Origin of the sequence: Kouleothrix sp. (genome assembly GCF_046328425.1) — a bacterium.
Taxonomy (GTDB): Bacteria; Chloroflexota; Chloroflexia; order Chloroflexales; family Roseiflexaceae; genus Kouleothrix.
Genome location: NZ_JAXLWP010000019.1, coordinates 83,786 through 108,893 on the forward strand (window position 1 = coordinate 83,786; position 25,108 = coordinate 108,893).

Here is a 25,108-nt window from a genome sequence, read left to right on the forward strand (position 1 = left end):
GCGCCTGCCTGTGAAGGCGGATGCGCGCGGGGCCTCAGTTCACAGGGTTTCGGCTTGCCACTGCACGGGCGCGAGAGATCGCGCCCGTGCGCATTTGCGCCAATCAAGCGGGGCCGTGGAGCAGGCGCGAAGCACCCGCTCTACGACCCCAACACACATCCCTTCGCCAATCCCGGCGACGTTGGCGGCGCGTCTGGTATAATACGCGGTGTGAACAAGCGCCAGATCACCTTGTATACTCGCCCGGGCTGCCACCTGTGCGAAGACGCCGCCGACCTGCTCGAGCAGCTGGCGCGTCAGGTTGCGCTGGAAGTGGCCGAGGTGAATATTCTGGGCGACATCGACCTGTACGAGCGCTACAAGCACAGCATTCCGGTGATCGCGATCGCCGGCGGCGCGACGCTGTTTGCGCCGATCCGCGCCGACGCGCTCGCCCGGGCGCTGGCCGATGGCGTGGAGAGCGAGCATGCGTAAGCGAATGCTATACCAGGCGGCTGTACTCGCGGCGCTGGTGCTGCTGGCGGCCTGCGGCGGCGCGGCAACCCCGGCGGCACCGGCGGCCATACCACCCGGCCTGACGATCGCCACCGCCTCGAAGATCCTGCCCGACAGCGGCCAGTCGGCGATACCCGAAAAGGGCGAGGCCGCGCCGGATTTCGAGTATACCCTGCCCGATGGCAGCACACACCGGCTGAGCGACCTGCGCGGTAAAAAGGTGCTGCTGAACTTCTGGGCCACCTGGTGCGTGCCCTGCCGCACGGAGATGCCCGATCTTCAGCAGGCGCTCGGCAAATACTCCGACGTAGCCGTGCTAGGCGTGAATAAAGCTCAGGATGTCGAGCAGCTTGGCCCATTCGCCAGCGAGCTGAAGGTCGGCTTTCCGCTGATCGCCAACCCCGACGGCGACATCGCCGCGCGCTATGCGGCGCAGCTGCTGCCAACCAGCTATTTTATCAACAGCGACGGCACGATCGCGCTGCGCAAGACCGGCGTGATGGACTATACGTTTATCACCAACCATCTCGATGAGCTTAAGTAGCACGGTTATGCGCCGGCCTGCATCGTGTGTCGATTCCGCCTGGTACTTCCCTGTCTTCTGTGCTCAGATGTTGGTGCGGAGCGCCAACATCTGAGCACGAGAAATGAAAAAGTATCGCTCTGCCGAAGGCAAAATGCCCGCCGCGTAACTCTGTAGGTAACAAGCTTCACACCTGCCGTAGGCAGAGTTAGCCCTCAGCGCGGGCCACCGCGCTACGCGTCTAGGCGTGCCGGCCCGGCCGGTGCAGGGCGCCACAAAGGATACACCATGAGCGAGCGCACCAGCGAAGAGATACTCGATATGGCCCGCAGCGATATGGCGGCGCGCAAGGCGCAGAGCATTGCAGCGCGCACCGCGCGCGATCTGCCCTGGCGCTATGCTTTCGCGGGGCTGGCCGGCGTGCTGCTGATTGGGCTGCTGGCCTGGCCGGGCATGCCGCTGGAGTGGAAGATGTACGCCGTGGTGCACGGCGTGTGCGCCCAGGCCCATACCGTCGATATGGCCGGGCTGCGCCTGCCGCTGTGCGCGCGCAACACTGGCATCTACAGCGGCTTTCTGGTGACGGTGCTGTATCTGCTGGCGCTGGGGCGCGGGCGCGCCGCCAAGCTGCCGCCACTGCCGATCAGCATACTGCTGGTGGTGTTCGTGGTGGTCATGGCGTTCGACGGCTTCAACTCAATGCTGGTCGATCTGTTTTTGCCGCACCTGTACACGCCGCGCAACGAGCTACGCACGCTCACCGGCACCGGCATGGGCGTGGGCATGGCCGTGCTGATGTTTCTGATCATGAACCTGTCGCTGCGCCAGAACCCCGACGCCGAGCAGCGCGTGTTGCGCGGCTGGATCGAGCTTGGCGGCGCGCTGCTGCTGAACCTGCTGGTGCTGGCGGCGATGTACGGCAACGCGGGGTTCATGTTCTGGCCGATCGCCGTCAGCGCGTGGCTGGGAATCACCGGCGTGCTGTACGCGATCAACCTGCTGCTGACCGCGCTATTCATGGGGTACGAGGGCAAGGTGGCGCGGGTAGTGCAGCTGGCGCGGCCGGCCACCTGGGCGCTGCTGTTCACGCTGATCGAGCTAGGCGCGCTTTCGTCGGCGCGCTTCTGGCTCGAGGCGCAGGGCCTGATTGTGAACGGCTAGATGTAATACATCACTTCGCCGATCTTGCGGCGCTTGCGCTGGCACAGATCCTCGAGCGAGATGCCCCGCAGGTACTCTTCAAGCGTGTCGCGCGCGCCAGACCACACATCGCGCACCAGGTCGCGGTCGAGCGGCTCGGACGAGGCCACGCTGTCGCGCCCGGCCTCGTCGGGCAGTAGCGGCCCCTCCAGCGCCGTCAGCACTTCCAGCAGCGAGATCTGCGCTGGCGGGCGCGCCAGCCGGTGGCCGCCCTGCGGGCCGCGCACACTTTCGATCAGGCTGGCCTTGCGCAGCAAGATCAGAATCTGGTTGAGGTAGTTTTCGTCGATCCCCTGGCGCTGATGGATATCGTGGCTTTGGATGGGGCCTTCGCCGTAGCGCTGTGCGAGGTCGAACAGCGCGCGTAGGCCGTATTCGCCTTTGCTGGATATTCGCATTGCTTTAACAGACTCATACGGGCGGTTTGCGCCCTAGCGGAACCATGCCGGGCGCTCAGGCGACGCTGCGCTCGAGCGCGGGGCCAAGGTAGCGCGCCACCGTGGCTTGCAGAGTATCGAGGTCGATCGGCTTCACCAGGTACTCGCTGAAGTCGCCTTTCAGCAGGTGGCGGGCATCTTCTTCGGCGAGGCCGCTGATCGCGACGGCTGGCGTGCCTGCGCAGCCCGGCAGCCGGCGCAGCGCCGCCAGCGCGTCGGGGCCATCACAGTCGGGCAGGTGCATGTCGATCAGCAGCAGCGCCGGCGGCGACTGCCGGGCGCGCGCCAGCGCCTCGGAGGCCAGGCCAGCCACCCCGACAGTGTAGCCAAGCTCGCCAAGAAACCGCGCGGTCAGCTGCTGCATCAGCACGTTATCGTCGACCAGCAGAACATCCACGAGGCGCTCCTTCGAGGATCCCCAGCGCGTACAAACGGCGTACCGCGAGCACGCACCAGTACGTGTCGCGGTACACAATCAGCTCGCGAGTGTGCGCGATAGCCGCGTGGGCTGTGCTTCTTCGCGTATTGTACCACAGCCACGCTCTGCTAGCCGCGCTACGGGTAGATCCCGCGCGTGGCGTTGGCGTCGGCGACGCGGCGCACCGCAAGCAGGTAGGCCGCCAGGCGCATCGAAACCCGGCGCTGCTCGGACACCGAGCGTACCTGCTCGTAGGCGTTGACCATGATCCGCTCGAGCTTGGCGTTCACGTCGATTTCATCCCAGAAGAATGACTGGAGGCCCTGCACCCACTCGAAGTAGCTGACCGTCACGCCGCCGGCGTTGGCAAGGATATCGGGGATCACGGTGATGCCGCGGTCTTCGAAGATTGCGTCGGCGTCGGGTGTGGTCGGGCCGTTCGCGCCCTCGACGACGACCCTGGCGCGGATGCGCGGGGCGTTAAGCTCGGTCAGCTGGTTTTCGAGCGCGGCCGGCACCAGCACGTCGCAGGGCAGCTCGAGCAGCTCGGTGTTGGTGAGCTTCTCGACCCCAGGCGCGCTGTAGCCGTCGAGCAGGCGGCGCGGATGTTTGGCGGAGTACTCGCGCATGGCCTTGACATCAAGCCCGCCGCGGCGCACATACCCGCCGGTGGCGTCGCTCACCGCGATCACGCGGCAGCCCATCTGCTCGAGCAGCGCTGCGGCCACGCCGCCCACATTGCCGAAGCCCTGCACCACAACGCTCAGCTGATCGAGGTTGTAGCCGCTGGTGCGGGCCCACTCGCGCACCATCAGGCTCACGCCGCGGCCGGTCGCGTCGTTGCGGCCCAACGAGCCGCCCACCTGCACCGGCTTGCCGGTGATCGCCGCGTTGACAGTATGGCCCTGGTGCATCGAGATCGTATCCATGATCCAGGCCATGATCTGCGGAGTGGTATTGACGTCGGGCGCGGGGATATCTTTGTCGGGGCCGATCAGAATGCTGATCTCGGTGGCGAAGCGGCGTGTCAGCCGCTCGAGCTCGCCGATCGAAAGGTTAGCCGGGTCGACGACCACGCCGCCCTTCGCGCCGCCGTAGGGGATGTTCACCAGCGCGCACTTCCAGGTCATCCACATGGCCAGCGCGCGCACCTCGTCGATGTCGACGCTGGGGTGGTAGCGGATGCCGCCCTTCACCGGGCCGCGGCCAAGGTTGTGCTGCACGCGGTAGCCGGTGAACACTTTGGTGTGGCCGCCGTCGAGCTTCACTGGGAAATTGACGGTTAGCTCGCGCTGGGGCACCCGTAGCACTTCGCGAATGTCCTGGGGCAGGTCGAGCAGCTCGGCGGCTTTGTCGAACTGCTGCTGCGCGATGCGGAAAGGGTTGTCGCGCTCGGACGTCATTGTCGTCGCCTCCTCGTGATAGGTGTATTTCGGGGCGCCATTCAGCGCCGCGTGGTACCTGGCGCGGGCGTCGTCGCCGCGCAGCCAGCGTGCCATTATGCTACAGTAGCACAGAATGAGCCGCGGCGCAATTTAGAGCAGCTCTTTGCGCATGAACAGCCAGGCGTGCTGGCGAAGCATCCAGCCGGCCAGCAGCGAGCGGCGCACGCGGCGCTGGGTGAAGCCGAACTGGCGGTACAGCGCGATCGCGCCGGTGTTCTTGGCGCTGACGTACAGCGCGACGTAGCGCTTGCGGCGGATGCGCGCTTCTTCCTCGGCGCGCGCCAGCATGGCCTGGGCCACGCCGCGCCGGCGGTACTCGCTTAGCACCGCCACGTCGGTGATGTAACCCTCGGCGCGGTCGATCTGGTGGTCGAGCAGCGACAGCGCGAAGATCGAGCGCAGCGCGCCCCACACCCCCAGCACCTGGTGGAAAGCCAGCTCGGCGGCGCCGGTGTTGTCGCCGCCCATCTCCCAGGTACGCAGGGTGATCGTGCCGACGATCTGCTCGTCGGCCTCGGCCACAAACATGCCGCGGAGCGCGGGCAGGCCCTGGCGCCGCCAGGCCTCGGCCATAGCCTCGACGCCGCGCGCCATGCCGTTGGCGCCAAACGCCGCGCCGAATTTGTCGGCGAAGGCCTCGCCATGCAGCGCGAGGATGGGGTAGATATCGCGCATCTGCGCGGCGCGAATGTTGATCTGTAGCGGCGCGGCCGATTGGGGCGAAGGAACGAGCATGGCATCCGACGAACGGGCGCGCGCGCGCACCAGATTCGTGATAGCAGTCGCAAATAATCCCGTGTATTTTAACACTCGCGCCGGAACCGCGTCAATCGTTTGACAGGCGATTGCCCAGCGGCTAGAATCGCTTACCGGCAGTGCGCGCCGCGCAGCCCGGAGTATCACGCCCGTTCAAGGAGCAATCGTGGTGACATCCTCGCCCACCCCACGCTACGACCGGATCGTCTCGCTGGTGTTGCTGGTGCTGATCGGCCTGGCCGTAGTGTTTTTGATCGATATCAACCCGAATAACTTTCGCGCCCGGCTCGGCGCCGATCTGCCGCTGATCACGCTCTCGTGGGTGCTGGTTGCCTCGCTGGTGGTGATCACAATCACCGGCGCCGACCTGTTCATCCGCAGCCACCCGCAGATGCAAACGCGCGCGCTGCCGACGCTCAACCTGGGGGTTGTGCAGCTCGAGCTGGCGCCAGCCTTCTGGATCTTGCCGGCGTTCGCGATCGTGGCGCCGTTCGCGTTTTTTCGCCTGTTCAGCCCGCTGCTCGAGACCACTGCGGCGATCATCGCGCTGGCGGCCACCGGCGGCCTGCTGCTGGCCGCGCTGCTAGGCCAGCACTACGCGCTCGACCGGCGGCCCAGCGTGCAGCACTCGGCCCGCCTGATCTTGCAGACGGTCGCGCTGCTGATGGCCTTCAGCATGTTTAGCGCCACCTACTACGCGCGGCTGCGCTTTCTGTACTCGGGCGCGCTGATCGGGCTTACCGGCGCGCTGCTGGCGTACGCGCTGCTGCAGTGGGCGGCGCCGCGCGGCGGCCTGCTCGTGCTGGCCGGGATGGTTGGCATCGCGCTGGCCGAGGCAACCTGGGCGCTGAACTACTGGGCGGCGTCGTTTCTGCTGGGCGGCGCGCTGCTGCTGGTGATCTTCTATGTGGCGATCGGGCTGGTGCAGAACCACCTGGAGGGCACGCTGTCGCGGCGGGTGCTGTGGGAGTACGGGCTGCTGGGCGGCGGCCTGCTCGCGGCGGTGGTGCTGGCGGCCTTCAGGTAGGCCGGGCTGCGGCGCCGAGTTGGCCACCGGGGCTAGTGTCAGTAATCAAGCGAATTTGGTATGAGACAAAGAAGCGCGAGGGGCAGTGCCCCTCGCGCTCGCTTTTCAGGCAGGCTGCTAGCCGCGGGCGCGCGCCAGCGCGCTGGCGATCGCGCGGCGGGTGTAGACTTTGACCATCGCGCGGCGGTACTCCTCCGAGGCGTGGATGTCGCCCAGGTAGTCCATATCGTCGCCGGCGACGGCTGCCGCAGCGGCCACAGCCGCCTCGTCGCCGCTGGTGCCGGCCAGCGCCGCCTCGCTGGCGCTCTGGCGCACGGCCTTGGGGCCGGCGCCGGTCACGGCCACGCGCGCCTCGGCCACGTTGCCGTCGGCGCCGAGCTTAACATACGCCGCCACGCCGACGATCGCGTAGCGCGAGGCCGGCTGGCGCAGCTTCTCGTAGGCCGCGCCCTCGCCCGCGCCAAGCGTGGGGAACGTGACTGCGATGATCACCTCGTTTGGCTCGAGCGCGGTGGTGAGCATCTCGACGAACATATCGTCGGCGCCGATGCTGCGCTCGCCGCCCGGGCCCTTAGCGGTAACGCTAGCGCCCAGCGCCAGCGCAACCGCCGGCAGGTCGGCGGCCGGGTCGGCGTGGGCCAGCGAGCCGCCGATCGTACCGCGGTTGCGCACCTGGTTGTCGCCGATCTGGGCGACGCACTCGGCGAGCACGCCGCAGGCGCCGCGCACCGCATCCGAGCTGGCGATCGCGCGGTAGGTCGCGCCCGCGCCGATCGTCACGCTGCCGTTCACCGTAATGGTATCGAGGCCGCCGATCTTGCTGACGTCGATCAGCACGCTCGGCGAGCTGAGCCGCAGCTTGAGCGCGGGCAGCAGCGAGTGGCCGCCAGCGATCAGCTTGGCATCGTCGCCGTGCTGCTGGAGCAGCCCCACCGCCTCGTCGACCGTGGCGGGCGCGAAGTACTGGAACTCGCTAGGGATCATATTTCCTCCTCTAAAGTTTTGAGTTTTGAGTGTTGAGCTTTGAGTTATGCGCAAGAAAACTCAGAACTCAAAATTCAAAACTTAGACGTTGCTTTGCATTGCCCGCCACACGCGCTCAGGGGTCGCCGGCATCTGCAGGTGCTTCACGCCGAAGGGCGCGAGCGCGTCGATCACCGCGTTCATGATCGCCTGCGCGCTGCCGATGGTGCCGGCCTCGCCCGCGCCCTTCACGCCCATCGGATTCACCGGGCTGGGCGTCACGGTGCGGTCGAGCTCGTAGCTCGGCAGCATCGCCGCCGTCGGCACGGCGTAGTCCATCAGCGTGCCGCTCACCAGCTGGCCGTTCTCGTCGTACACGCCGTTTTCGTACAGCGCCTGGGCGATGCCCTGGGCGATGCCGCCGTGCAGCTGGCCGTCGATGATCAGCGGGTTGATCGGGTTGCCGACATCGTCGACGCCGACGTAGCGCTTGATATCGACGTGGCCGGTCTCGCCGTCTATCTCGACGATCGCGATATGCGTGCCGAAGGGGAACGTGCAGTTCGGCGGGTCGTAGTAGGTCGTCTCGTCGAGGAACGGCTCGGTGCCCTCGGGCAGGCTATACGCCACCGAGGCCTGCAGCGCGATCTCGCCGAGCGTCTTGGCCTGGTCGGGCGAGCCCTTGACGAAGGCCTTGCCATCGGCATACTCGATGTCGTCGGGGTTGGCCTCGAGCATGTGCGCGGCGATCTTCTTGGCCTTCTCTTTCACCTTGGCGACGCTCTTGTACAGCGCGGTGCCGCCCACCGCCAGCGAGCGGCTGCCGTAGGTGCCGTAGCCGAACGGCGTGCCGGCGGTGTCGGAGTGCTCGATCAGCACGCTCTCGTAGGGCACGCCCAGCTCGTCGGCCACGATCTGCGCGAAGGTGGTTTCGACGCCCTGGCCGTGCGGCAGCGAGCCGGTGGTCACCACCACCTGGCCGGTGAGGTGCACGCGGATGTTGGCGCTTTCCCACAGGCCGGCGCCCCAGCCCTGGCCGGGCAGGCCGATCCAGGCGCTTGGCGCCACGCCGCAGATCTCGACGTACGAGCTGATGCCCAGGCCGAGGTACTTGCCCTGCTGGCGCGCGGCGGCCTGCTGCTTGCGGAAGTCGGCGTAGCCGACCATGGCCAGCGCGCGGTCGAGCGCGGGCTCGTAGTTGCCGCTGTCGTAGGGCAGCAGGCCCATGCCGTTGTCGTAGGGGAAGTCGCCGGGCTGGATGAAGTTCTTGCGGCGCACCTCGGCCGGGTCGATGCCGATCTCGGCGGCGAAGCGGTCGACCATGCGCTCGATCAGGTAGCTGGCCTCGGGCCGCCCGGCGCCGCGGTAGGCATCGACCATGGCGGTGTTGGTGTAGACGCCATAGACCTTGCAGTAGGCCGCGGGGATCTTATACACGCCGGTGGCGATGCGGCCGTACAGGGTGGTGGGGATGCCCGGCGCGATCGTGCTGAGGTACGCGCCGAGGTTGGCCCATGTCGCAATCCGCAGGCCGGTGATCGTGCCGTCTTTGGTGCCGGCGATCTCGACATCGGTGATGTGGTCGCGGCCGTGGGTCGCCGACTTGTAGTTCTCGGAGCGATCCTCGACGAACTTGATCGGGCGGCCGAGCTTGCGCGCGGCCCACATGGTGAAGGCCATGTCGGCGTAGCAGAAGATCTTCTGGCCGAAGCCGCCGCCGACGTTTGGCGAGATGCAGCGCAGCTTGGTTTCGGCGATGCCGAACACAAACGCGGTGAGCAGCAGCCGCATCACGTGTGGCGCCTGCGAGGTCATCCAGACGGTAAACTCGCCGGTGGCGGTGTCGTAGCGCGCGATCGAGCCGCGCGTCTCCATCGGCGTGGGGATGAGGCGCTGGTTGATGATCTGCTCTTTCACCACCACCTCGGCGCTGTCGATCGCCGCGTCGGTCTTGGCCTTGTCGCCGCACTCCCACTCCATCACGATGTTGTTCGGGGCGTTCTCGTGCAGCTGCGGCGCGCCGGCCTCGGTGGCCTTCTTGGCGTCGACGACGACCGGCAGGCGCTCGTACTCGACGTCGATCAGGTCGAGCGCGTCGCGGGCGATGTAGCGGTTCTCGGCCACCACCATGGCCACGCTATCGCCGGCGTAGCGCACGGTGCCGGCCGAGATCGCGCGCGGCGTGTTGAGGTTGTTCTTCACGCCGCCGGCGGCCCAAGCGCACGGCAGCGGGTTGATGTCCAGCATGTCTTCGCCGGTGAACACCGCAATGACGCCGGGGTGGGCCTTGGCCCGCGAGGTGTCGATGCTGATGATCTTGGCGTGGGCATAGGGGCTGCGCAGGATCGCCGCGTGGGCCATGCCGTGGAGCTTGATATCGTCGAGGAAGTTGCCCTGGCCCTGGATGAGCTTCGGATCCTCGCGTCGCTTCAGCGCTTGGCCGACCATCTTGGTCACTGTGGTCATGGTTATTCCCCTCTAGTTCACGGTTCGATCAGCCGGTGAGTGATCAATTGCCAGCGGAGGGAACTTGCTCGGCCGCGTCGGCGTGGCCATTGCCGCCGACTTCCTCGCCGCGCATTTTGGCGGCGGCGTACTGCACGGCGCGCACAATGTTCTGGTAGCCGGTGCAGCGGCACAGGTTGCCCTCCAGGCCGTGACGAATTTCTTCTTCCGAGGGGTTGGGGTTCTGCTGGAGCAGGTCGTAGGCCGACATGATCATGCCGGGGGTGCAGAAGCCACACTGCAGGCCGTGCTTCTCCCAGAAGCCCTCCTGGAGCGGGTGGAGCTGGCTACCGCTGGCGAGCCCTTCGATGGTGGTGATCTGGGCGCCGTCGGCCTGGGTGGCCAGCACCGTGCACGATTTCACGCTGACGCCGTTCAGCAGCACCACGCACGCGCCGCACTGGCTGGTGTCGCAGCCGATGTGGGTTCCGGTGAGGTTCAGGTGCTCGCGCAGGTAGTGAACAAGCAGCGTGCGCGGCTCCACGTCGTTCTGGTAGGTCCGCCCGTTGACCGTGACTGAGATCGTACTCACGTCATATACCTCCTGATAACTCCCAGGCTTCGATTACAGCGACAGCTTATGCCAGTACGCGAGCAGGACTCCTTTCTATAGCGATGATCGATGGCAGAGTAGCAATGATGCCGGCGTCGCGGCGGGGGCACGGCCTGCCGCGCCTGTGGCCGGGCGCTTACCGTCGCGCGCGCCCGATCAGGTAGCCGACCAGAAAGGCAATAATGACCCACGGCAGCCAGGGGCGCTCGGTGAACGCGTCTTCGATCATGCCGCGCACGATCGACTCGGGCTTGAGCTGCTCGTGGGTTGGCACCACCACAGTGCGGCGCTCGGCCGGCGCGGCGGCGGGCGCAGGGGCCGGCGGCGCGGGCGGTGTTTCGACCGTGGCCACCGGCTCGCTGGGCGCGGGCGCGGCCTGGGCCTCTTCGGCGGCGATCGCGGTGTGGGCCGGCGGCGCGGGCGGCGCCTCGGCGGCTGGGGCCGGTGCGGCGGCGGGCGCGGGCGCGGGCGCCTCGGCCGGGCTGTTGCGCAAGCGGATCTGCTCGGCCAGCGCCTTGAGCGACTGGTTGATCATCTGCTTGGAGGCGCCCTCGATCAGACGCTGGCCGACGCTGGCGAGCGTGCCGCCGATCTGCGCGTCGCCCGAGTAGTTCAAGATGGTCTTGTCGCCGTCTTCTTCGAGGTCAACCGCGCCGCTGCCGTCGACGACGCCGTTGGCGCTGCGGCCGGCGGCCACGAGCTTGTAGTGGCGCGGCGGCTGAATGTCTTCGAGCCGGATCTTGCCGCTGTACGTGCCCTTGATCGACTGGATGCCGATCTTGACCGTGCCCTCGAACTCGTTTTCGCCAACCTCTTCGAGCCGCTCGCAGCCTGGCACGATGCGCGCAAGCACTTCGAGATTGTTGAGGGCCTCCCAAACCTGATCGCGCGGCGCATCGATCGTTGCCTTGCCAGTGATCTTCAAGCGAAACTCCTTTCAGCTCGGCAGCTCTGCCGGCCGATCTGTCAGATGGTCAAAACAGACAGACTGCCTCGCCGCGCATTGGCCCATGCGCCACGATGCCATTCGCCTGTGAGCGAGCGTTACGATGAGAACGTCAGGAAAGAGCCGGCTGAGAGTATTTTCCGAGTGAGTATTCTCCAAGCGGGCGCATGGTACCTTAAGGGTTTCCGATTTGTCAAGCATGCGCTGGCCGTATGGGAAGCCGGAAATGCCTGCGCCTGCGAGGTGATATTCCTGTATCTGAAATTGCGCGCGCTATGGCCCGAGCAGGTCGATCTGCTGCTCGGCGCGCACGCGCCAGGCCGATGCCGGTGCGCTGTCGGCCGCGCGTATGAGCGCCGCGCGCGCCGCCGGCCGGTCGCCAAGCTGCGCCAGCGCGCGGCCGAGGTAGTAGGCGGCCTCGGCGTCGGCGGGTGCCAGCCGCAGGGCTTGCTCGGCGGCCGCGCGGGCCGCGCCGGCGTCGCCGCAGCCCAGCTGTGCTGCCGCCAGCACCACCCAGGCGCGCGGGTCGTTCGGCAGCGCCTGGCTGGCGCTTGTGGCGCCGGCCACGCCGGCGCCGCACAGGTCGAGCGCGCTCTCGACATGGAAGCGCGCCAGCGCCAGCGCGTAGCCGCCACGCTGGTCGGGCGCGGCGTCGCGCAGCGCCTGGGCGTAGGCCGCGGCGGCGGCGACGTAGTCGTGCTCGGCGGTGTGCCACTGCGCCCAGGCGAGCTGGGTGTCGGCGGCGCGCGGCGCCAATGCCTGCAGCGCTTCGAGCTGGGCGCGGGCCGCGTCGGCGTCTTGCTCGCTCAGCAGCGCCAGCGCCAGCAGCGCGCGCGCGCGCGGGTCGTCGGGGGCGGCTTCGGCAAGCGCCTGCAGCTGCCGCAGGCCCTCGGCCCGGTCGCCGGCACTCCAGCGGGTGTAGGCGGTGTAGGCCGCAGCCGCGCGGGCGTAGGCGCCGCCCGGCGGAACCTGCGCGAACTGGGCCTCGGCCAGCGGGTAGAGCCGCGCGGCAAGGTACACCTGGCCGAGCAGCTGGGCGCGCTGCTCGGGCGGGGCGTCGAGCGCCGCGCGTAGCTGGCTGTTGGCTGCATCGCCGGGCGGGCGCAGCGGCTCGAGCCAGGCGTCGGCGGGGTTGTCGGCGGCCGGGGTGCGCCGCGCGCGCCAAGCAGCTCGCGCGCCGCAGCCGGGTCCGCTCGATGCGCGCAGCAGCGCCAAGAAAGCGCGCGGCGGCGGCCATCCGCCAGCTGGCCGGCAGGTCGCCGGCCTGCGCCGGAAACGGTACGATGCCTCGGCGGCGGCGTACTGGCCCTCGGCGAGCAGCTGCTCGGCCTCGAGCAGCCGCCGCGCGGCCAGCAGGCGCGCCGGCGCGCTCACCTGCGCCCAGAACTCGCGCGCCTGGCCGGCCTGCCCGGCGCGCGCGGCCAGCGCGCCCGGGTACAGCCGGGCCAGCGCCAGGTCGGCGGGGGCCGCGCCCGCGCCAACCGCCGCCAGCAGCGCTGTGTCGGCCGCAGCGGGCTCGGCGCGCAGCGCCGACACGACGCCGAGGCGCAGCCAGCCCGGCGCGAAGCGCGGCCAGCGCGCGGTGAGCGCGGCGTAGGCGGCCCGCGCGTCGTGGTAGCGGCCCGCCAGAAACAGCGCGTCGGCGCGGCGCAGGTCGTCGCGCGGGTCGGGCGCGAACACCGCGCGCGCGGCGATGCCCAGCAGCAGCAGCGCGGCGGCCAGCATGGCGATTGGCAAAAGCGTGCGTCGCATGGTCTTTCGGCTGGCGGCCAATTGGCGTGCCCGGCCGCCGGGCAGTGCCCCTATTCTACTCGCGGCGCCTGCGCTTGACAAAACTGCGCCCCCGGTCTACTATGGCGGCGCTTCCAACATATAAACACTTGTTTATATTATGAACAACGACCAAAGCTACGGCGGCACGCAGGCGATCCACCGGGCGGTGGCGGTGCTCCGCGCGTTCGGCGCCGCGCCCGCCACGCTCACGGCGCAGGAGGTCAGCCAGCGCACCGGCCTCAACCGCAGCACGGTGTACCGCCTGCTGAGCGCGCTCGAGAGCGAGGGGCTGGTGGCGGCCGCCGAGCAGGGGCGCTACCGCCTCGGCCCCGACCTGGCGATGCTCGGCACGCTGGCGCTGCGCCAGATGAACCTGCGCGACCTTGCGCTGCCGTACGCGCGCGCCCTCGCCGAGCGCAGCGGCGAGACGATCGACCTCGAGATCCTGCACGGCGCCAGCAGCATGATCGTCGAGGAGGTGTCGGGCGAGCACCTGCTGAGCGCGGCCAGCAACATCGGCGCGTGCTACCCGGCCCACTGCTCGTCGACGGGCAAGGCGCTGCTGGCGTTTCTGCCCGAGGCGCGGCTGGCGGCGCTGCTGCCCGATCGGCTCGAGGCCTGCGCGCCGCGCAGCATCACCGACCACGCCGCGCTGCGCGATGAGCTGGCCGCGGTGCGCGCGCGCGGCTACGCCACCTCGTACGACGAGCTTGAGGGCCACCTGCACGCCCTTGGCGCGCCGATCTTCGACCACCGCGGCGAGGCCGTGGCCGCGCTGAGCATCTCGGGGCCGGCGGCGCGGCTGCCGCGCCGCCGCGAGGCCGAGCTGGCGCGCGTGCTGCTCGAGGCATGCGCGGCGATCTCGCGCCAGCTTGGCTTCCGGCCCGACATGCGCCCCGACCCGGCGGCCTCGTAGCGGCCCGCGCGGCCAACCGCGCCGTGCATTTCAATCATCAGGAGAGTAGTATGCAGCTTACCGATTTCGCCTACCAGCCCGACCTGAGCCTGGCGACGACCATCCCGGCGCGCTGGTACACCGACCCTGCCATGCTGCCGGCCGAGGAGCAGCGCGTGTTTGGCTGCACCTGGCAGCTGGTCGGCCGGCTCGAGCAGGTGCGCAACCCCGGCGATTTCTTCACCTGCAGCGTGGTCGACGAGCCGCTGGTGGTGACGCGCGACACTGCTGGGCAGCTCCACGCCTTCTACAACGTCTGCCGCCACCGCGCCGGCTCGGTGGCCGAGGGCTGCGGCCAGCGCAAGACGCTGCAGTGCAGCTACCACGCCTGGACGTACGGCCTCGACGGGCGGCTGCTGAGCACGCCCGAGTTCGAGGGCGTGCGCGACTTCGACCGCGCCGCGTATGGCCTGCGCCCGGTGCGCGTCGATAGCTGGGGGCCGTTTGTGTTTGTGAACCTCGACGCCGATGCCGCGCCGCTGCGCGAGGTGCTGGGCGCCATCCCAGGCGAGACGGCGCACCTGCCGCTTGAGCGCATGGGCTTCTTCAAGCGCGTCGACTACCAGGTCGAGTGCAACTGGAAGGTATATATCGACAACTACCTTGAGGGCTACCACATCCCGGTGGCGCACCCCGGCCTGTTCAAAGAGATCGACTACAAGCAGTACGCCGTCGAGACGTTCCGCTACTACTCCAAGCAGTTCGCGCCGATCCGCGAGAAGCCCGACTCGCTGCTGCGGCGCAACCTCGAGCGCGGCGCCGATGCGCAGGCGCTGTACTACTGGCTGTTCCCGAATATCATGCTAAACATCTACCCCGACAACCTGCAGATCAATATCATCCTGCCGCTCGGCCACGCGCGCACGCTCACGATCTTCGAGTGGTACCTGCTCGACGCCGACAAGCCCGGCGCGGCCGACGACTTCCACAAGTCGTTTAAGTTCAGCGACCTGGTGCAGCAGGAGGATATCGCGATCTGCGAGGCGGTGCAGAAGCGCCTGCGCTCGCGGGCCTACGATGTGGGCCGCTTCTCGGTGGCGCGCGAGAATGGCGTGCATCACTTTCACGGCCTGCTGTGCGAGTTTCTGCAGGCGGGCGACGCGGCGGGCGTGTAGCGGGCGCGAGCGGGCCGCTCGCCGAGGCGCGCCGCACTCTGTTGCCGGGCGGCGGCTATAATGGCGCCGGCAATCTCGTGCGCGGGCTGCGCGGGCGGCGGCGGCGCCTGTGGAGGCGCGCAAGCTGGTAGGGCGGTGAGCGGCGGCCGGCAAGCCGCCGCCTGGGGGGAACAGTGGACAAGGGACGCGTTTTTCAAGGAGGGTGCTATGACCACATACGACGCGATCGTGATCGGCGGCGGTCACAATGGCCTGGTGGCGGCCTGCTACCTGGCGAAGGCGGGCAAGCGCGTGCTGGTGCTCGAGCGCTACCACACTGTTGGGGGCGCGGCGATCACCGAGGAAATTCACCCCGGCTTCCGGGTGTCGGTCGCGTCGTACTCGATGAGCCTGATGCGCCCCGAGATCATCGCCGACCTGCAGCTGCCGCGCTATGGCTTCGAGGTGTACGCCAAGGCCCCCTCGTACTTCATGCCATTCCCCGACGGCGAGCACCTGTTCTTGTACGCCGGCGACCGCGAGCGCAGCAAGGCGTCGGTCGCGCGCTTCTCGGCCAAGGACGCCGTCGCGCTTGACGCGTGGGAAGACTTCTGGGATCGCTGCTGCGACATCATCGAGCCGACGCTCATGCAGCCGCCGATCTCGCTGGCCGAGCTGTCGGCGCGCTTCGACGAGGCCGGCTGCGCCGACGACTTCCGCCGGCTGATGCTGCTCTCGCCCGCCGACCTGCTGGCCGAGTTTTTTGAGTCGGAGTATGTGAAGGCGACGATGGCCCCGCAGGCGCTGATCAGCACCATGGCCGGCCCGGCCACGCCCGGCGCGCCGTATGTGTTCCTTGTGCACGCGATCGGCCGGGCGATCGGCGGCCGGCGCGGCGTCTGGGGCTACGCCAGGGGCGGCATGGGCGCGGTGACGCAGGCGCTGGCGGCGGCCGCGCGCGACCTGGGGGTGGAGATCCGCACCGAGGCGCCGGTGGCCGAGGTGCTGGTGCAGGCCGGCGCCGCCGTGGGCGTGGTGCTCGAAAACGGCGACACCATCCGCTCGCGCGTGGTGCTCTCGAACGCCGACCCGAAGCGCACGTTCCTGAAGCTCACGCCGGCGGGCGCGCTGCCGGCCGAGTTCCGCCAGCGCATCGAGAAGAACTACCGCATCGGCGGCACGGTGTTCAAGCTCAACCTGGCGCTGGCCGAGCTGCCGCGCTACAGCGCGGCCCCCGCCGGCGTGGATCCCGAGGTCTGCTCGCGCGCCACCGTCGACATCGCGCCGACGCTGAGCTACCTCGAGCGCGCCTGGGACGATTTCAAGGCCGGCAGGCCCTCGCGCGAGCCGTTCATCGAGATCTTCTCGCAGTCGCCCACCGACCCGACGCTCGCGCCGGCCGGCAAGCACGTGCTCTCGTGCTTCTGCCAGTACTTCCCGTACGACGTGCCCGGCCGCAGCTGGGACGACGGGCTGCGCGAGGAGGTGGCCGACCGGATCATCGCCAAGCTGGCCGAGTACGCGCCGAATATTACCAGCGCGGTGATTGCCCGCCAGATGCTTTCGCCCGTCGACCTCGAGCGGCGCTTTGGCCTTACCGGCGGCAACATCTTCCACGGCGAGATCACGCCCGACCAGGCGTTCAACCTGCGGCCGATCTCGGGCTACGCCGACTACCGCACGCCGCTGGCGGGCCTGTACCTGTGCGGCTCGGGCGCGCACCCTGGCGGCGGCGTCACCGGCATCCCCGGCCACAACGCCGCGCACGTGGTGATCGAGGACATGGCCGGGTAGGCGCTCGCCGCTTCTTTCGTTGCCAGGCCCCAGGCGCGCCAGGGTTTGCCCCGCGCGCCTGGGGCCTGGCATTTTCCCCATGCTGCCAACCCCCGCAGGCGCTGAGTCGAGCCCGGCACCCAAGAAGGTAAACCTGCGGGGCTGCGAGTCGCCCACCCGACGCGCGGAGTCGCTCACCTGGGGCTGGGAGTCGACCACCGGATGCGCAGCGCCAAGCCTGGCGTGCAGCAAGGGGAAGCTGCGGAGCTACGAGGCAACCACCGGACGCGCGGCGCCGAACCCGGCGAGGGGGAAAGCAAACCTGCGGCGCTAGGAGGCAAGCACCGGATGCGCCGAGGCGACCCCCGCGTGCAAGATGGTAAGCATTCGGCGAATGGTAATCAAGCAGCAGAAAGAGCTGGTAATGCCGAAAAACGCCAGGATAAGACGGCCAAATTGCAATTGAATTGCTATATTTGCGATCAATTTACGCATTGCCAAACGGCCGCTGAGCGTGCTATATCTATAAGTGCACATCGCGTGCGCTGGTAACACCAAGCATCATATCACAGGAGGCGCCCCTTGGTCAGCAAACACTTCCCGCCCGACACTCTCGACCAGGCCAGCAGTGTGCTGGTAGCCTGCAAGCAGATCGACCCCGGCCTGCGGAGCGGCGCGATCACGCAGGACTCGTACGGCCAGATGATCGGCGAGGCCCGCACCAGCCAGACACAGATCACCGAGCTTGAGCTTCATTTGAAGGAGCTGCGCAACCGGCGCGACGACCAGCTCGCGAATGTGTGGGATGCGACGAAGCGCATTCGCACGACCGTGAAGGGCGTCTACGGCGACAATTCCTCGGAGTACCAGCTTGTCGGCGGTACGCGCATGAGCGAGCGCAAGCGGCCCGCGCGCCGCGCCACGCCCCCGCCCGACGCCGACGCCGCGTAGCCCACCGCCAGCATCGTGCCACCGCGCAGCGCCTATCGGCTATGGGCGCTGCGCGCGTTTTTGCCGCTCTTTTCGAGCTGTGTCCCTCGTATGCCGCATGGGTTCGTCTCACCGGGGCGCTGCGCCCCCGGCCCCCCGCAAGAGCTGGTCGTTCCGGGGCGCTGCGCCCCCGGCCCCCCGCATAGGCTTGCTCGCGCTTCGTCTTTGCTCCTTGCACGCCTCGTGGGTTTGTCATTCGGGGCGCTGCGCCCCGGCCCCTGCAAGAGTTGGCCATACCCGGCGCTGCGCCCCGGCCTCCGCATAGGAAAACCCTGCCGGTTTTCCTATAACCTTTCCGGCTCAAAGAATGCCATACCAGCAAGCAATGTGATACGATCATGCCTCAGGGCAAACCAACCGGTTATTTCGTGCCACGAGGCATGCGCCACTAGCCTTGCATCTGAGGCGGCATGCATGGGCCCGGGGCTTCGCCCCGGCGGGGTGCAGGGGGCTGGCGGCAGCCCCCTGCTGCGGGGTGCGGGCGCACAGGCCCCGAAGCAGTGTCGGGTAAACGAGGGCGCGGAGGCGCAGAGCCCCGAAGCAGTGTCGGGCAAACGGGGGCAAGGGGGCGCGTAGCCCCCGAACGCCTTTGGAGGGGCGAGCACGAGGCGCGCACGATGCGCGCCCTACGGGAAAGGCCGTGCCAGCGTCAACGCCGTGCGCGCATGCCTCAGGGCAAACCAACACATTCTTCTACGCCACGAGGCATGCGCCACTGGCCTTGCATCTGAGGCGGCATGCATACGGGGCTCGGGGCTTCGCCCCAGCGGCGGGGTGCAGGGGGCTGGCGGCAGCCCCCTGCTGCGGGGGGCGGGGCCGCACAGGCCCCGAAGCAGTGTCGGGTAAACGAGGGCGCGGAGGCGCAGAGCCCCGAAGCAGTGTCGGGCAAACGGGGGCAAGAGGGCGCGTAGCTCCCGAACGCCTTTGGAGGGGCGAGCACGAGGCGCGCACGATGCGCGCCCTACGGGAAAGGCCGTGCCAGCGTCAACGCCGTACGCGCATGCCTCAGGGCAAACCAGCAGAACATTCCTTGTCCCTAGATTTGCCTCAGGGCAAACCAACACATTCTTCTACGCCACGAGGCATGCGCCACTAGCCTTGCATCTGAGGCGGCATGCATTACGGGGCCTGGGGCCTTCGTCCCAGCGGCGGGGTGCAGGGGGCTGCCGCCAGCCCCCTGTTGCGGGTGGGGCCGCACAGGCCCCGAAGCAGTGTCGGGTAAACGAGGGCGCGGAGGCGCAGAGCCCCGAAGCAGTGTCGGGCAAACGGGGGCAAGGGGGCGCGTAGCCCCCGAACGCCTTTGGAGGGGCGAGCACGAGGCGCGCACGATGCGCGCCCTACGGGAAAGGCCGTGCCAGCGTCAACGCCGTGCGCGCATGCCTCAGGGCAAACCAACCGGTTATTTCGTGCCACGAGGCATGCGCCACTAGCCTTGCATCTGAGGCGGCATGCATTACGGGCCCGGGGCTTCGCCCCAGCGGCGGGGTGCAGGGGGCTGGCGGCAGCCCCTGCTGCAGGAAGTGCGGGGCCGCACAGGCCCCGAAGCAGTGTCGGGTAAACGAGGGCGCGGGGGCGCAGAGCCCCGAAGCAGTGTCGGGCAAACGGGGGCAAGGGGGCGCGTAGCCCCCGAACGCCTTTGGAGGGGCGAGCACGAGGCGCGCACGATGCGCGCCCTACGGGAAAGGCCGTGCCAGCGTCAACGCCGTGCGCGCATGCCTCAGGGCAAACCAACACATTCTTCTACGCCACGAGGCATGCGCCACTGGCCTTGCATCTGAGGCGGCATGCATTACGGGGCCTGGGGCTTCGCCCCAGCGGCGGGGTGCAGGGGGCTGGCGGCAGCCCCCTGCTGCGGGGCGCGGGGCCGCACAGGCCCCGCCTGCGTGCCGGGATGCGGGGTACGGGGCCGCAGAGCCCCGCCTCGCTCGTGAGGGGAGAAGGCGCGCACGATGCGCGCCCTACGGCCGGCGGATTGCGCCGCATGCATACCGAGGCCAGGCGCAACAAGCTTGCGCCGTTTGCGCTCGCTCGCGGTTGCGCATATACTTTGAAACCAACGCAACACACAATGCTGGAGACACCGATGGACTACGCGCTCGACCGATTTGAGCAGCAGGTGCGCGACGCGATCGCCGCCACCGGGCAGGTGCCCGGCGAGCTGGTCGACCTTACTGCGCCCAAGCCGAATATCCCCGCCGACCTGGCGCTCCCGGCCTTCAAGGCCGCCAAGGCCCTCGGCGTGCCGCCGCCGCAGCTGGCCCAGGCGCTGGCCCAGGCCATCCAGCTGCCCGAGGGCTCGCTGGTCGGCGCGGTCGCCGCCGCCGGCCCGTTCCTCAACTTCACGCTGCACCCGGCGCGCCTGGCCGCCGCCGTGCTCGACGAGGTCGAGGAGCTGGGGCCGCGCTACGGCAGCGACGACATCGGCGCCGGCAAGACCGTGGTGGTCGACTACTCGTCGCCCAACGTGGCCAAGCTCATGCACGTCGGCCATATCCGCTCGACGATCATCGGCCAGTCGCTCTACAATATCTTCCAGTTCCTCGGCTACCGCACGATCGGCGATAACCACCTCGGCGACTGGGGCAAGCAGTTCGGCATGAATATCGCCGCGATTGTGCGCTGGGGCAAGCCCCAGGGCGAGGGCGAGGAGGCGCTGGCGCAGCTCGACAAGCTCTACGCCCAGTATGTCGCCCTCGCCAAGGACGACCCCGCGCTCGACGACGAGGCGCGCGCCTGGTCGCTCAAGCTCGAGCAGGGCGACCCGACCGCGCGCGAGCTGTGGCAGTGGATGGTCGACCTGACGATCAGCGCCAACCGGCGCAACTACGACCTCCTGGGCGTGCATTTCGACCACATCTACGGCGAGAGCTTCTACGAGGGCATGCTGCCCGACGTGATCGGCGACGTGCTGGCCAAAAAGGTTGCCTACCGCGACGAAGGCGGCGCCGTGGTGGTCGACCTTGGCAGCAGCCTGCCGACGTTTCTGCTGCAGCGCAGCGACGGCGGCACGCTGTACCACACGCGCGATGTCGCCACGGTGCTGTTTCGCCTGAAAGAGTTCAGCCCGGCCAAGATCGTCTACGTCGTGGGCATGCCCCAGGAGCTGCACTTCCGCCAGCTGTTTGCGCTGGTGCGCGCCATGGGCTACGCCGAGGACGTGGAGCTTGAGCATATCAAGTTCGGCACAGTGTTCGACCAGCACGGCGCGCCGCTCTCGACTCGCCGCGGCAACATGATCTACCTGGCCGACCTGCTCGACGACGCCCACCAGCGCGCGCGCGCCGTCGTCGACCAGGCCAGCCCCGAGCTGTCCGACGCCGAGAAAGACGAAGTCGCCGAGATCGTCGGCGTTGGCTCGGTGGTGTACAACGATCTGTACCAGGACCCACGGCGCAATATCACGCTCGACTGGGAACGCATGCTGGCGCTCGAGGGCAACAGCGCGCCCTACATTCAGTATATGTACGCGCGCTGCCGGTCGATCGTGCGCAAGGCGGCCGCCGAAGACCAAGGGCGAAGAACCAAAGAGCAGCTCGACGGCGCAGCAGCTTCGCGCCCCGCCAGCTCCGGCGAGGGCGATACATCGTTGATACTTGGTTCTTCGCCAGGTAATCAGCCGGCCGGCAACCCGGCGCTGCTGGCGCACCCGTCGGAGCTTGCCGTGATCAAGCAATTGGCCAAGCTGCCGGGCGCGGTGCGCGAGGCCGGCGCGCGCTACGCGCCGTTTGTGGTGGCCGAGTGGTGCTACGACACGGCCCGCGCGCTCTCGGGGTTCTACCGCGACTGCTCGGTGCTCAAGGCCGAGACGCCCGAGCTGCGCGCCGCGCGCCTGCGGCTGGTGGAGGCCACCGCGCAGGCGCTGAAGAATGGCCTGGGCCTGCTGGGCCTGCGCGCGCCCGAGCGGATGTAGCGAAAGGAGCCGGCGGTGGTGGAGCTTGTGCCTATGGCCGAGCCCGAGCTGGCCGAGTTTCTCGTGGTGGCGGTGCCTGGCTACGCCGCCGAGCATGTACGCGCCGGCGATTGGAGCGAGGATGGGGCGCTCGAGCGATCGGCCGCCGAGTTCGCCAAGCTGCTGCCTGACGGCGTCGCCACGCCCGATCACTACCTATTCACCATTCGCGACCCGGCCCTGCCGGCGGTGGTTGGCATACTCTGGTTTGCCGTACGCAGCGGGCCGGCCGGCCGCAGCGCGTTTGTGTACAACCTCGAGATCGGCCCGGCCTACCGCCGGCGCGGCTATGCCTCGCAGGCGTTTCGCGAGATGGAGCAGCACGTACGCGCGCTCGGCATCGGCGCGATCGGGCTGCACGTGTTTGGCGGCAACCACGCCGCGCAGGCGCTGTACGCCAAGCTCGGCTACGAAGTGACCAACGTGATCATGAAGAAAACGCTGCGCTGAGATACTGACGAGGTGACACACGTGCTTGACCTGGCTCCATTCAACACGATTTTACTCGACATGGACGGGGTGATCTACCGCGGGCCGCAGCCGCTGCCGGGCGTGAACGATCTGCTGGCGCTCTGCGCCGCGCGCGGCATTGGCTACGCTTGCGTTACGAACAACTCGACGATGACGCCGCAGCAGTACGAGGCCAAGCTGGCCGGCATGGGCATCGCCATCCCTGCCGCGCGGATCATCACCTCCTCGGTGGCGACGCGGCGCTTCCTTGAGCGCGAGTTCGGGCGCGGCACGCCGGCCTTCTACATCGGCATGTACGGCCTGCGCGAGGCGCTGTTCGCCGACGGCTACTTCGTCTACGACGAGCAGCTGCCACGGGTGGTGGTGTCGGGCCTCGACACCGAGCTGACCTACCAGAAGCTCAAGCTGGCGACGCTGGCGATCCGCGCGGGGGCGCGCTACGTGGCCACCAACCCCGACCGCACGCTGCCGGTTGAGGAAGGGCTGGTGCCCGGCGCCGGCTCGATCATCGCGCTGCTGCGTACCGCCACCGACGTCGAGCCGACGGTGATCGGCAAGCCCGGCGCGGCGATGTTCCAGACGGCGATCGACATCCTGGGGGCCGACCCGCGGCGCACGCTCACCGTCGGCGACCGGCTCGACACCGACGTGGCCGGCGCGCGCGGCGCCGGGCTGGCGGCCGCGCTGGTGCTTACCGGCGTCTCCACGCCCGAGCTGCTGGCGCAGAGCGAGATCCAGCCCGACCGCGTGTTCGCCGGGCTGCCCGAGCTGGTCGCCGCGCTCGAGCAGGCGCACGGCGCGTAGGTGCGGGCCGTATGCCTGCCTGCAAGCGTGTGGCGACTAGCGCAGCGCATATGGCTAGCGCTCGCGGGCAGGCTTTATGCCTGTTCGCGAGCGCCTGCTCGCAGCAACAAAGCGCTAAGCCGCCAGCGCCTGCGCGTCGCTCGGCAGCCACAGCCGCGTAAGCGTGAAGTCCTGGGCGAAGCCCTTCAGCTGGCGCTGAAACGTCTCGAGCGTCGGTAGCTCGCGCTCGAGCACGCGGCGCACGCCTGGGTCGCTCAGCACCTCGGGCGTCAGCACAATATCGCCGCCGACGCTCTCGTTCTGCACGCGCGCGGCGATGTTGACCGTCGAGCCGAAGTAGTCGAGCAGCTCGTTGGCATTCACGGCGATGCAAGGCCCGCGGTGCAACCCCAGCTTCACCCGCAGCGGCGGGTCGCCGCGCGCGATCTGGCCGAGCGTGAACTCGTGCTGGATCTCGACGCTGGCCTCCACTGCGTCCTCTGCCGAGGCAAACACCGCCATCACCGCGTCGCCGATTGTTTTCACCAGCGCGCCGCGCCGCCGCGCGATAATCGCCTTCATCACGTCGAAGTGGTCGCGCACGCGGGCGTAGGCCGGCGAGTCGCCGATCAGGTCGTACAGCGCGGTCGAGCCCTTCAAGTCGCTGAACAGAAATGTCAGGTTCCGGATGGCCACGCCAAGGCCCGGCGCGAGCACCTGCGACGAGAACAGCTGGCGGAACTCGGCCATGGTGCTCACCAGCGCGGCGCTCACGGCCTGCGCGCTCCAGGCGCTTTGCTCAAGTACGATCAGCAGGCTGGAGTCGGTGCCATTCTCGAAGGCCAGTGCCACCTCGCCCGCCGCGACAGACGGCTGGTCGATCGCTAGGTCGTCGCTGGTGAAGCGAATGGCGCTGGGCGTGGCCGGGCTGCCCTCGCCGACGTGCAGCTGCGCCGTTGCGGTGAGCTGGCGGGTGCGCAGCCGGTAGTCGCCGGGCTGCATGCGCAGGCGCAGCTCCTTGGTGGCGCGCGGCGGCAGCCACAGCTGGGACACGATGTGGCGGGTGTTGGCCGGCCCGCCGATGCAGTAGGCCAGGTCGAGCGCGGCGCGAATGTCGGAGCTGACGGTGAAGCGCAGCTCGACCGACTCGTCGAAGTTCACGTCGTAGCGCACATTGCACGAGCTGCAGTGGGCGTCGGCGGCGATGGCCTGCAGGCTGGCGGCGCTGACGCTCGGCCCGCGGCAGTTGGGGCAGAGCACATCCCACTCAAGGTCGGTCAGGCCGGCGCGCGTGGCGTACAGAAACATGCGCAGCACGTCGAGCCGGGCTTCGCCCCAGGCGTCGGCGAGCGCGAACGGGCGCATGCGGATCACGTCGGGGTCGTCGGCGGCGCGCAGGTGCCGCGCCAGGCGCTCGATCAGCGCCGCGCGCACGCCGAACTGGCGCAGCCGCTCGAGGCCGAGCGCCATGCGGTCGGCGTTGACCGCCGGCGTGCGCGGCGGGGGCGGCGCTGTCTGCTCGGCGGCCAGCGCCAGCGCCGCGAACGAGCGGTAGGCGCGCAGCAGGTCGCGCATCAGCTTGTGGCGAATAAACAGCGGCGCGAGCGTGCGGCCCAGCAGCCCGCGCGGCTCGAAGCCCACCACCACGTCGACGTGGCAGCGGCCGCCGGGCAGCGGCGCGAGCGTGGTGCGTGTCATCAGGCGGCGCACGGGGATCGGCGGCACGAACGCGCGCTCGACCTGGTACCACTGCTCGAACACCCACTCGTACGGGAACTCGTACCACGACACCGGCACGCCCATGTAGTGGCTGTCGACCGCGAACGAAAGGTCGGGCTGCAGCGCGCTGCGCTCGAATGGCGGAATGCCGATCGCCCTGTCGATCCGGCTGGTATCCGAGAGCAGCGGCCACAGCTGCGCTGGGGTGGCATCGAGCTCGAGCGTAGCGTGTAGATTGATCGTCGGCGCTGGCATACCCCGCGTACCTTCCACGAGCGGCTGGGCAATAGTGGCCTTCATTATACTCAGCAGTACTGACATACCGAATGAGTT

21 protein-coding genes are annotated in these 25,108 nt (G+C 68.6%); 11 read left to right on the forward strand and 10 right to left on the reverse strand.

The window, feature by feature from the left end; translation table 11 throughout:
- Window positions 1-210 precede the first annotated feature (210 nt).
- The 3 genes from U0177_RS18090 (at window position 211) to U0177_RS18100 (ending at window position 2,179) form a co-directional block, all read left to right on the forward strand.
- A complete protein-coding gene (locus U0177_RS18090; RefSeq protein WP_409572056.1) occupies window positions 211-474 on the forward strand; it encodes a glutaredoxin family protein in 264 nt (87 codons plus the stop codon).
- Complete coding sequence (locus U0177_RS18095; RefSeq protein ID WP_409572057.1) at window positions 467-1,039, forward strand: TlpA family protein disulfide reductase; 573 nt, start codon at window positions 467-469, stop codon at window positions 1,037-1,039. The genes U0177_RS18090 and U0177_RS18095 overlap by 8 nt, the downstream gene beginning before the upstream one ends.
- Before the next feature lie 267 nt (window positions 1,040-1,306).
- Complete coding sequence (locus tag U0177_RS18100) at window positions 1,307-2,179, forward strand: DUF2085 domain-containing protein (RefSeq protein ID WP_409572058.1); 873 nt, start codon at window positions 1,307-1,309, stop codon at window positions 2,177-2,179.
- Here U0177_RS18100 and U0177_RS18105 read toward each other — a convergent pair.
- The 4 genes from U0177_RS18105 to U0177_RS18120 form a co-directional block, all read right to left on the reverse strand.
- Window positions 2,176-2,616, reverse strand: a complete 441-nt coding sequence (locus U0177_RS18105; protein WP_409572059.1) for an RrF2 family transcriptional regulator — start codon at window positions 2,614-2,616, stop codon at window positions 2,176-2,178. The genes U0177_RS18100 and U0177_RS18105 overlap by 4 nt on opposite strands.
- Before the next feature lie 55 nt (window positions 2,617-2,671).
- Complete coding sequence (locus U0177_RS18110; RefSeq protein ID WP_409572060.1) at window positions 2,672-3,052, reverse strand: response regulator; 381 nt, start codon at window positions 3,050-3,052, stop codon at window positions 2,672-2,674.
- A 158-nt stretch (window positions 3,053-3,210) separates the two neighbouring features.
- Window positions 3,211-4,476, reverse strand: coding sequence for a Glu/Leu/Phe/Val family dehydrogenase (locus tag U0177_RS18115; protein ID WP_409572106.1), 1,266 nt, complete (start codon window positions 4,474-4,476; stop codon window positions 3,211-3,213).
- 132 nt (window positions 4,477-4,608) lie between these two features.
- Window positions 4,609-5,253: a GNAT family N-acetyltransferase gene (locus U0177_RS18120; protein ID WP_409572061.1), complete on the reverse strand. Its 645-nt coding sequence runs from the start codon at window positions 5,251-5,253 to the stop codon at window positions 4,609-4,611.
- A gap of 190 nt (window positions 5,254-5,443) precedes the next feature.
- On the opposite strand from U0177_RS18120, the gene U0177_RS18125 reads away from it, so the two are divergent.
- Complete coding sequence (locus U0177_RS18125; protein ID WP_409572062.1) at window positions 5,444-6,301, forward strand: hypothetical protein; 858 nt, start codon at window positions 5,444-5,446, stop codon at window positions 6,299-6,301.
- Window positions 6,302-6,418: 117 nt separating this feature from the next.
- On the opposite strand, the gene U0177_RS18130 is transcribed toward U0177_RS18125, so the two are convergent.
- The 5 genes from U0177_RS18130 to U0177_RS18150 all read right to left on the reverse strand — a co-directional run bounded on the left by U0177_RS18130 (window position 6,419) and on the right by U0177_RS18150 (window position 13,020).
- Window positions 6,419-7,285 (reverse strand): FAD binding domain-containing protein, encoded by an 867-nt coding sequence (locus tag U0177_RS18130; protein WP_409572063.1) that lies wholly within the window; start codon window positions 7,283-7,285, stop codon window positions 6,419-6,421.
- Window positions 7,286-7,366: 81 nt separating this feature from the next.
- Window positions 7,367-9,730, reverse strand: coding sequence for a xanthine dehydrogenase family protein molybdopterin-binding subunit (locus U0177_RS18135; protein WP_409572064.1), 2,364 nt, complete (start codon window positions 9,728-9,730; stop codon window positions 7,367-7,369).
- 43 nt (window positions 9,731-9,773) lie between these two features.
- Window positions 9,774-10,301 carry a (2Fe-2S)-binding protein gene (locus U0177_RS18140; RefSeq protein WP_409572065.1) on the reverse strand — a complete coding sequence of 176 codons (528 nt, stop codon included), beginning with the start codon at window positions 10,299-10,301 and terminating at the stop codon, window positions 9,774-9,776.
- Between the two features lie 157 nt (window positions 10,302-10,458).
- A complete protein-coding gene (locus U0177_RS18145) occupies window positions 10,459-11,247 on the reverse strand; it encodes an SRPBCC family protein (protein WP_409572066.1) in 789 nt (262 codons plus the stop codon).
- Between the two features lie 294 nt (window positions 11,248-11,541).
- A complete protein-coding gene (locus U0177_RS18150; protein ID WP_409572067.1) occupies window positions 11,542-13,020 on the reverse strand; it encodes a hypothetical protein in 1,479 nt (492 codons plus the stop codon).
- A 139-nt stretch (window positions 13,021-13,159) separates the two neighbouring features.
- On the opposite strand from U0177_RS18150, the gene U0177_RS18155 reads away from it, so the two are divergent.
- The 7 genes from U0177_RS18155 to U0177_RS18185 all read left to right on the forward strand — a co-directional run bounded on the left by U0177_RS18155 (window position 13,160) and on the right by U0177_RS18185 (window position 23,077).
- Window positions 13,160-13,957: an IclR family transcriptional regulator gene (locus U0177_RS18155; RefSeq protein ID WP_409572068.1), complete on the forward strand. Its 798-nt coding sequence runs from the start codon at window positions 13,160-13,162 to the stop codon at window positions 13,955-13,957.
- A 50-nt stretch (window positions 13,958-14,007) separates the two neighbouring features.
- On the forward strand, window positions 14,008-15,111 hold the full coding sequence (locus U0177_RS18160; RefSeq protein ID WP_409572069.1) for an aromatic ring-hydroxylating oxygenase subunit alpha: 1,104 nt from the start codon (window positions 14,008-14,010) through the stop codon (window positions 15,109-15,111).
- 207 nt (window positions 15,112-15,318) lie between these two features.
- Window positions 15,319-16,884 (forward strand): phytoene desaturase family protein, encoded by a 1,566-nt coding sequence (locus U0177_RS18165; protein ID WP_409572070.1) that lies wholly within the window; start codon window positions 15,319-15,321, stop codon window positions 16,882-16,884.
- 561 nt (window positions 16,885-17,445) lie between these two features.
- Window positions 17,446-17,814, forward strand: a complete 369-nt coding sequence (locus U0177_RS18170) for a hypothetical protein (protein WP_409572071.1) — start codon at window positions 17,446-17,448, stop codon at window positions 17,812-17,814.
- A 2,122-nt stretch (window positions 17,815-19,936) separates the two neighbouring features.
- Window positions 19,937-21,763: an arginine--tRNA ligase gene (gene argS / locus U0177_RS18175; protein ID WP_409572107.1), complete on the forward strand. Its 1,827-nt coding sequence runs from the start codon at window positions 19,937-19,939 to the stop codon at window positions 21,761-21,763.
- Between the two features lie 18 nt (window positions 21,764-21,781).
- Complete coding sequence (locus U0177_RS18180) at window positions 21,782-22,252, forward strand: GNAT family N-acetyltransferase (protein WP_409572072.1); 471 nt, start codon at window positions 21,782-21,784, stop codon at window positions 22,250-22,252.
- Window positions 22,253-22,273: 21 nt separating this feature from the next.
- Window positions 22,274-23,077 carry an HAD-IIA family hydrolase gene (locus tag U0177_RS18185; protein ID WP_409572073.1) on the forward strand — a complete coding sequence of 268 codons (804 nt, stop codon included), beginning with the start codon at window positions 22,274-22,276 and terminating at the stop codon, window positions 23,075-23,077.
- 114 nt (window positions 23,078-23,191) lie between these two features.
- On the opposite strand, the gene U0177_RS18190 is transcribed toward U0177_RS18185, so the two are convergent.
- Window positions 23,192-25,030 (reverse strand): DUF5939 domain-containing protein, encoded by a 1,839-nt coding sequence (locus U0177_RS18190; protein WP_409572074.1) that lies wholly within the window; start codon window positions 25,028-25,030, stop codon window positions 23,192-23,194.
- Window positions 25,031-25,108 lie beyond the last annotated feature (78 nt).

Bases quoted from the DNA above. Each gene is read 5' to 3' on its own strand.
- U0177_RS18095 (WP_409572057.1), top strand. From the start codon at position 467: ATGCGTAAGCGAATGCTATACCAGGCGGCTGTACTCGCGGCGCTGGTG.
- U0177_RS18100 (WP_409572058.1), top strand. From the start codon at position 1,307: ATGAGCGAGCGCACCAGCGAAGAGATACTCGATATGGCCCGCAGCGAT.
- U0177_RS18105 (WP_409572059.1), bottom strand. From the start codon at position 2,616: ATGCGAATATCCAGCAAAGGCGAATACGGCCTACGCGCGCTGTTCGAC.
- U0177_RS18115 (WP_409572106.1), bottom strand. From the start codon at position 4,476: ATGACGTCCGAGCGCGACAACCCTTTCCGCATCGCGCAGCAGCAGTTC.
- U0177_RS18120 (WP_409572061.1), bottom strand. From the start codon at position 5,253: ATGCTCGTTCCTTCGCCCCAATCGGCCGCGCCGCTACAGATCAACATT.
- U0177_RS18130 (WP_409572063.1), bottom strand. From the start codon at position 7,285: ATGATCCCTAGCGAGTTCCAGTACTTCGCGCCCGCCACGGTCGACGAG.
- U0177_RS18135 (WP_409572064.1), bottom strand. From the start codon at position 9,730: ATGACCACAGTGACCAAGATGGTCGGCCAAGCGCTGAAGCGACGCGAG.
- U0177_RS18150 (WP_409572067.1), bottom strand. From the start codon at position 13,020: ATGCGACGCACGCTTTTGCCAATCGCCATGCTGGCCGCCGCGCTGCTG.
- U0177_RS18155 (WP_409572068.1), top strand. From the start codon at position 13,160: ATGAACAACGACCAAAGCTACGGCGGCACGCAGGCGATCCACCGGGCG.
- U0177_RS18160 (WP_409572069.1), top strand. From the start codon at position 14,008: ATGCAGCTTACCGATTTCGCCTACCAGCCCGACCTGAGCCTGGCGACG.
- U0177_RS18165 (WP_409572070.1), top strand. From the start codon at position 15,319: ATGACCACATACGACGCGATCGTGATCGGCGGCGGTCACAATGGCCTG.
- argS (WP_409572107.1), top strand. From the start codon at position 19,937: ATGGACTACGCGCTCGACCGATTTGAGCAGCAGGTGCGCGACGCGATC.
- U0177_RS18190 (WP_409572074.1), bottom strand. From the start codon at position 25,030: ATGCCAGCGCCGACGATCAATCTACACGCTACGCTCGAGCTCGATGCC.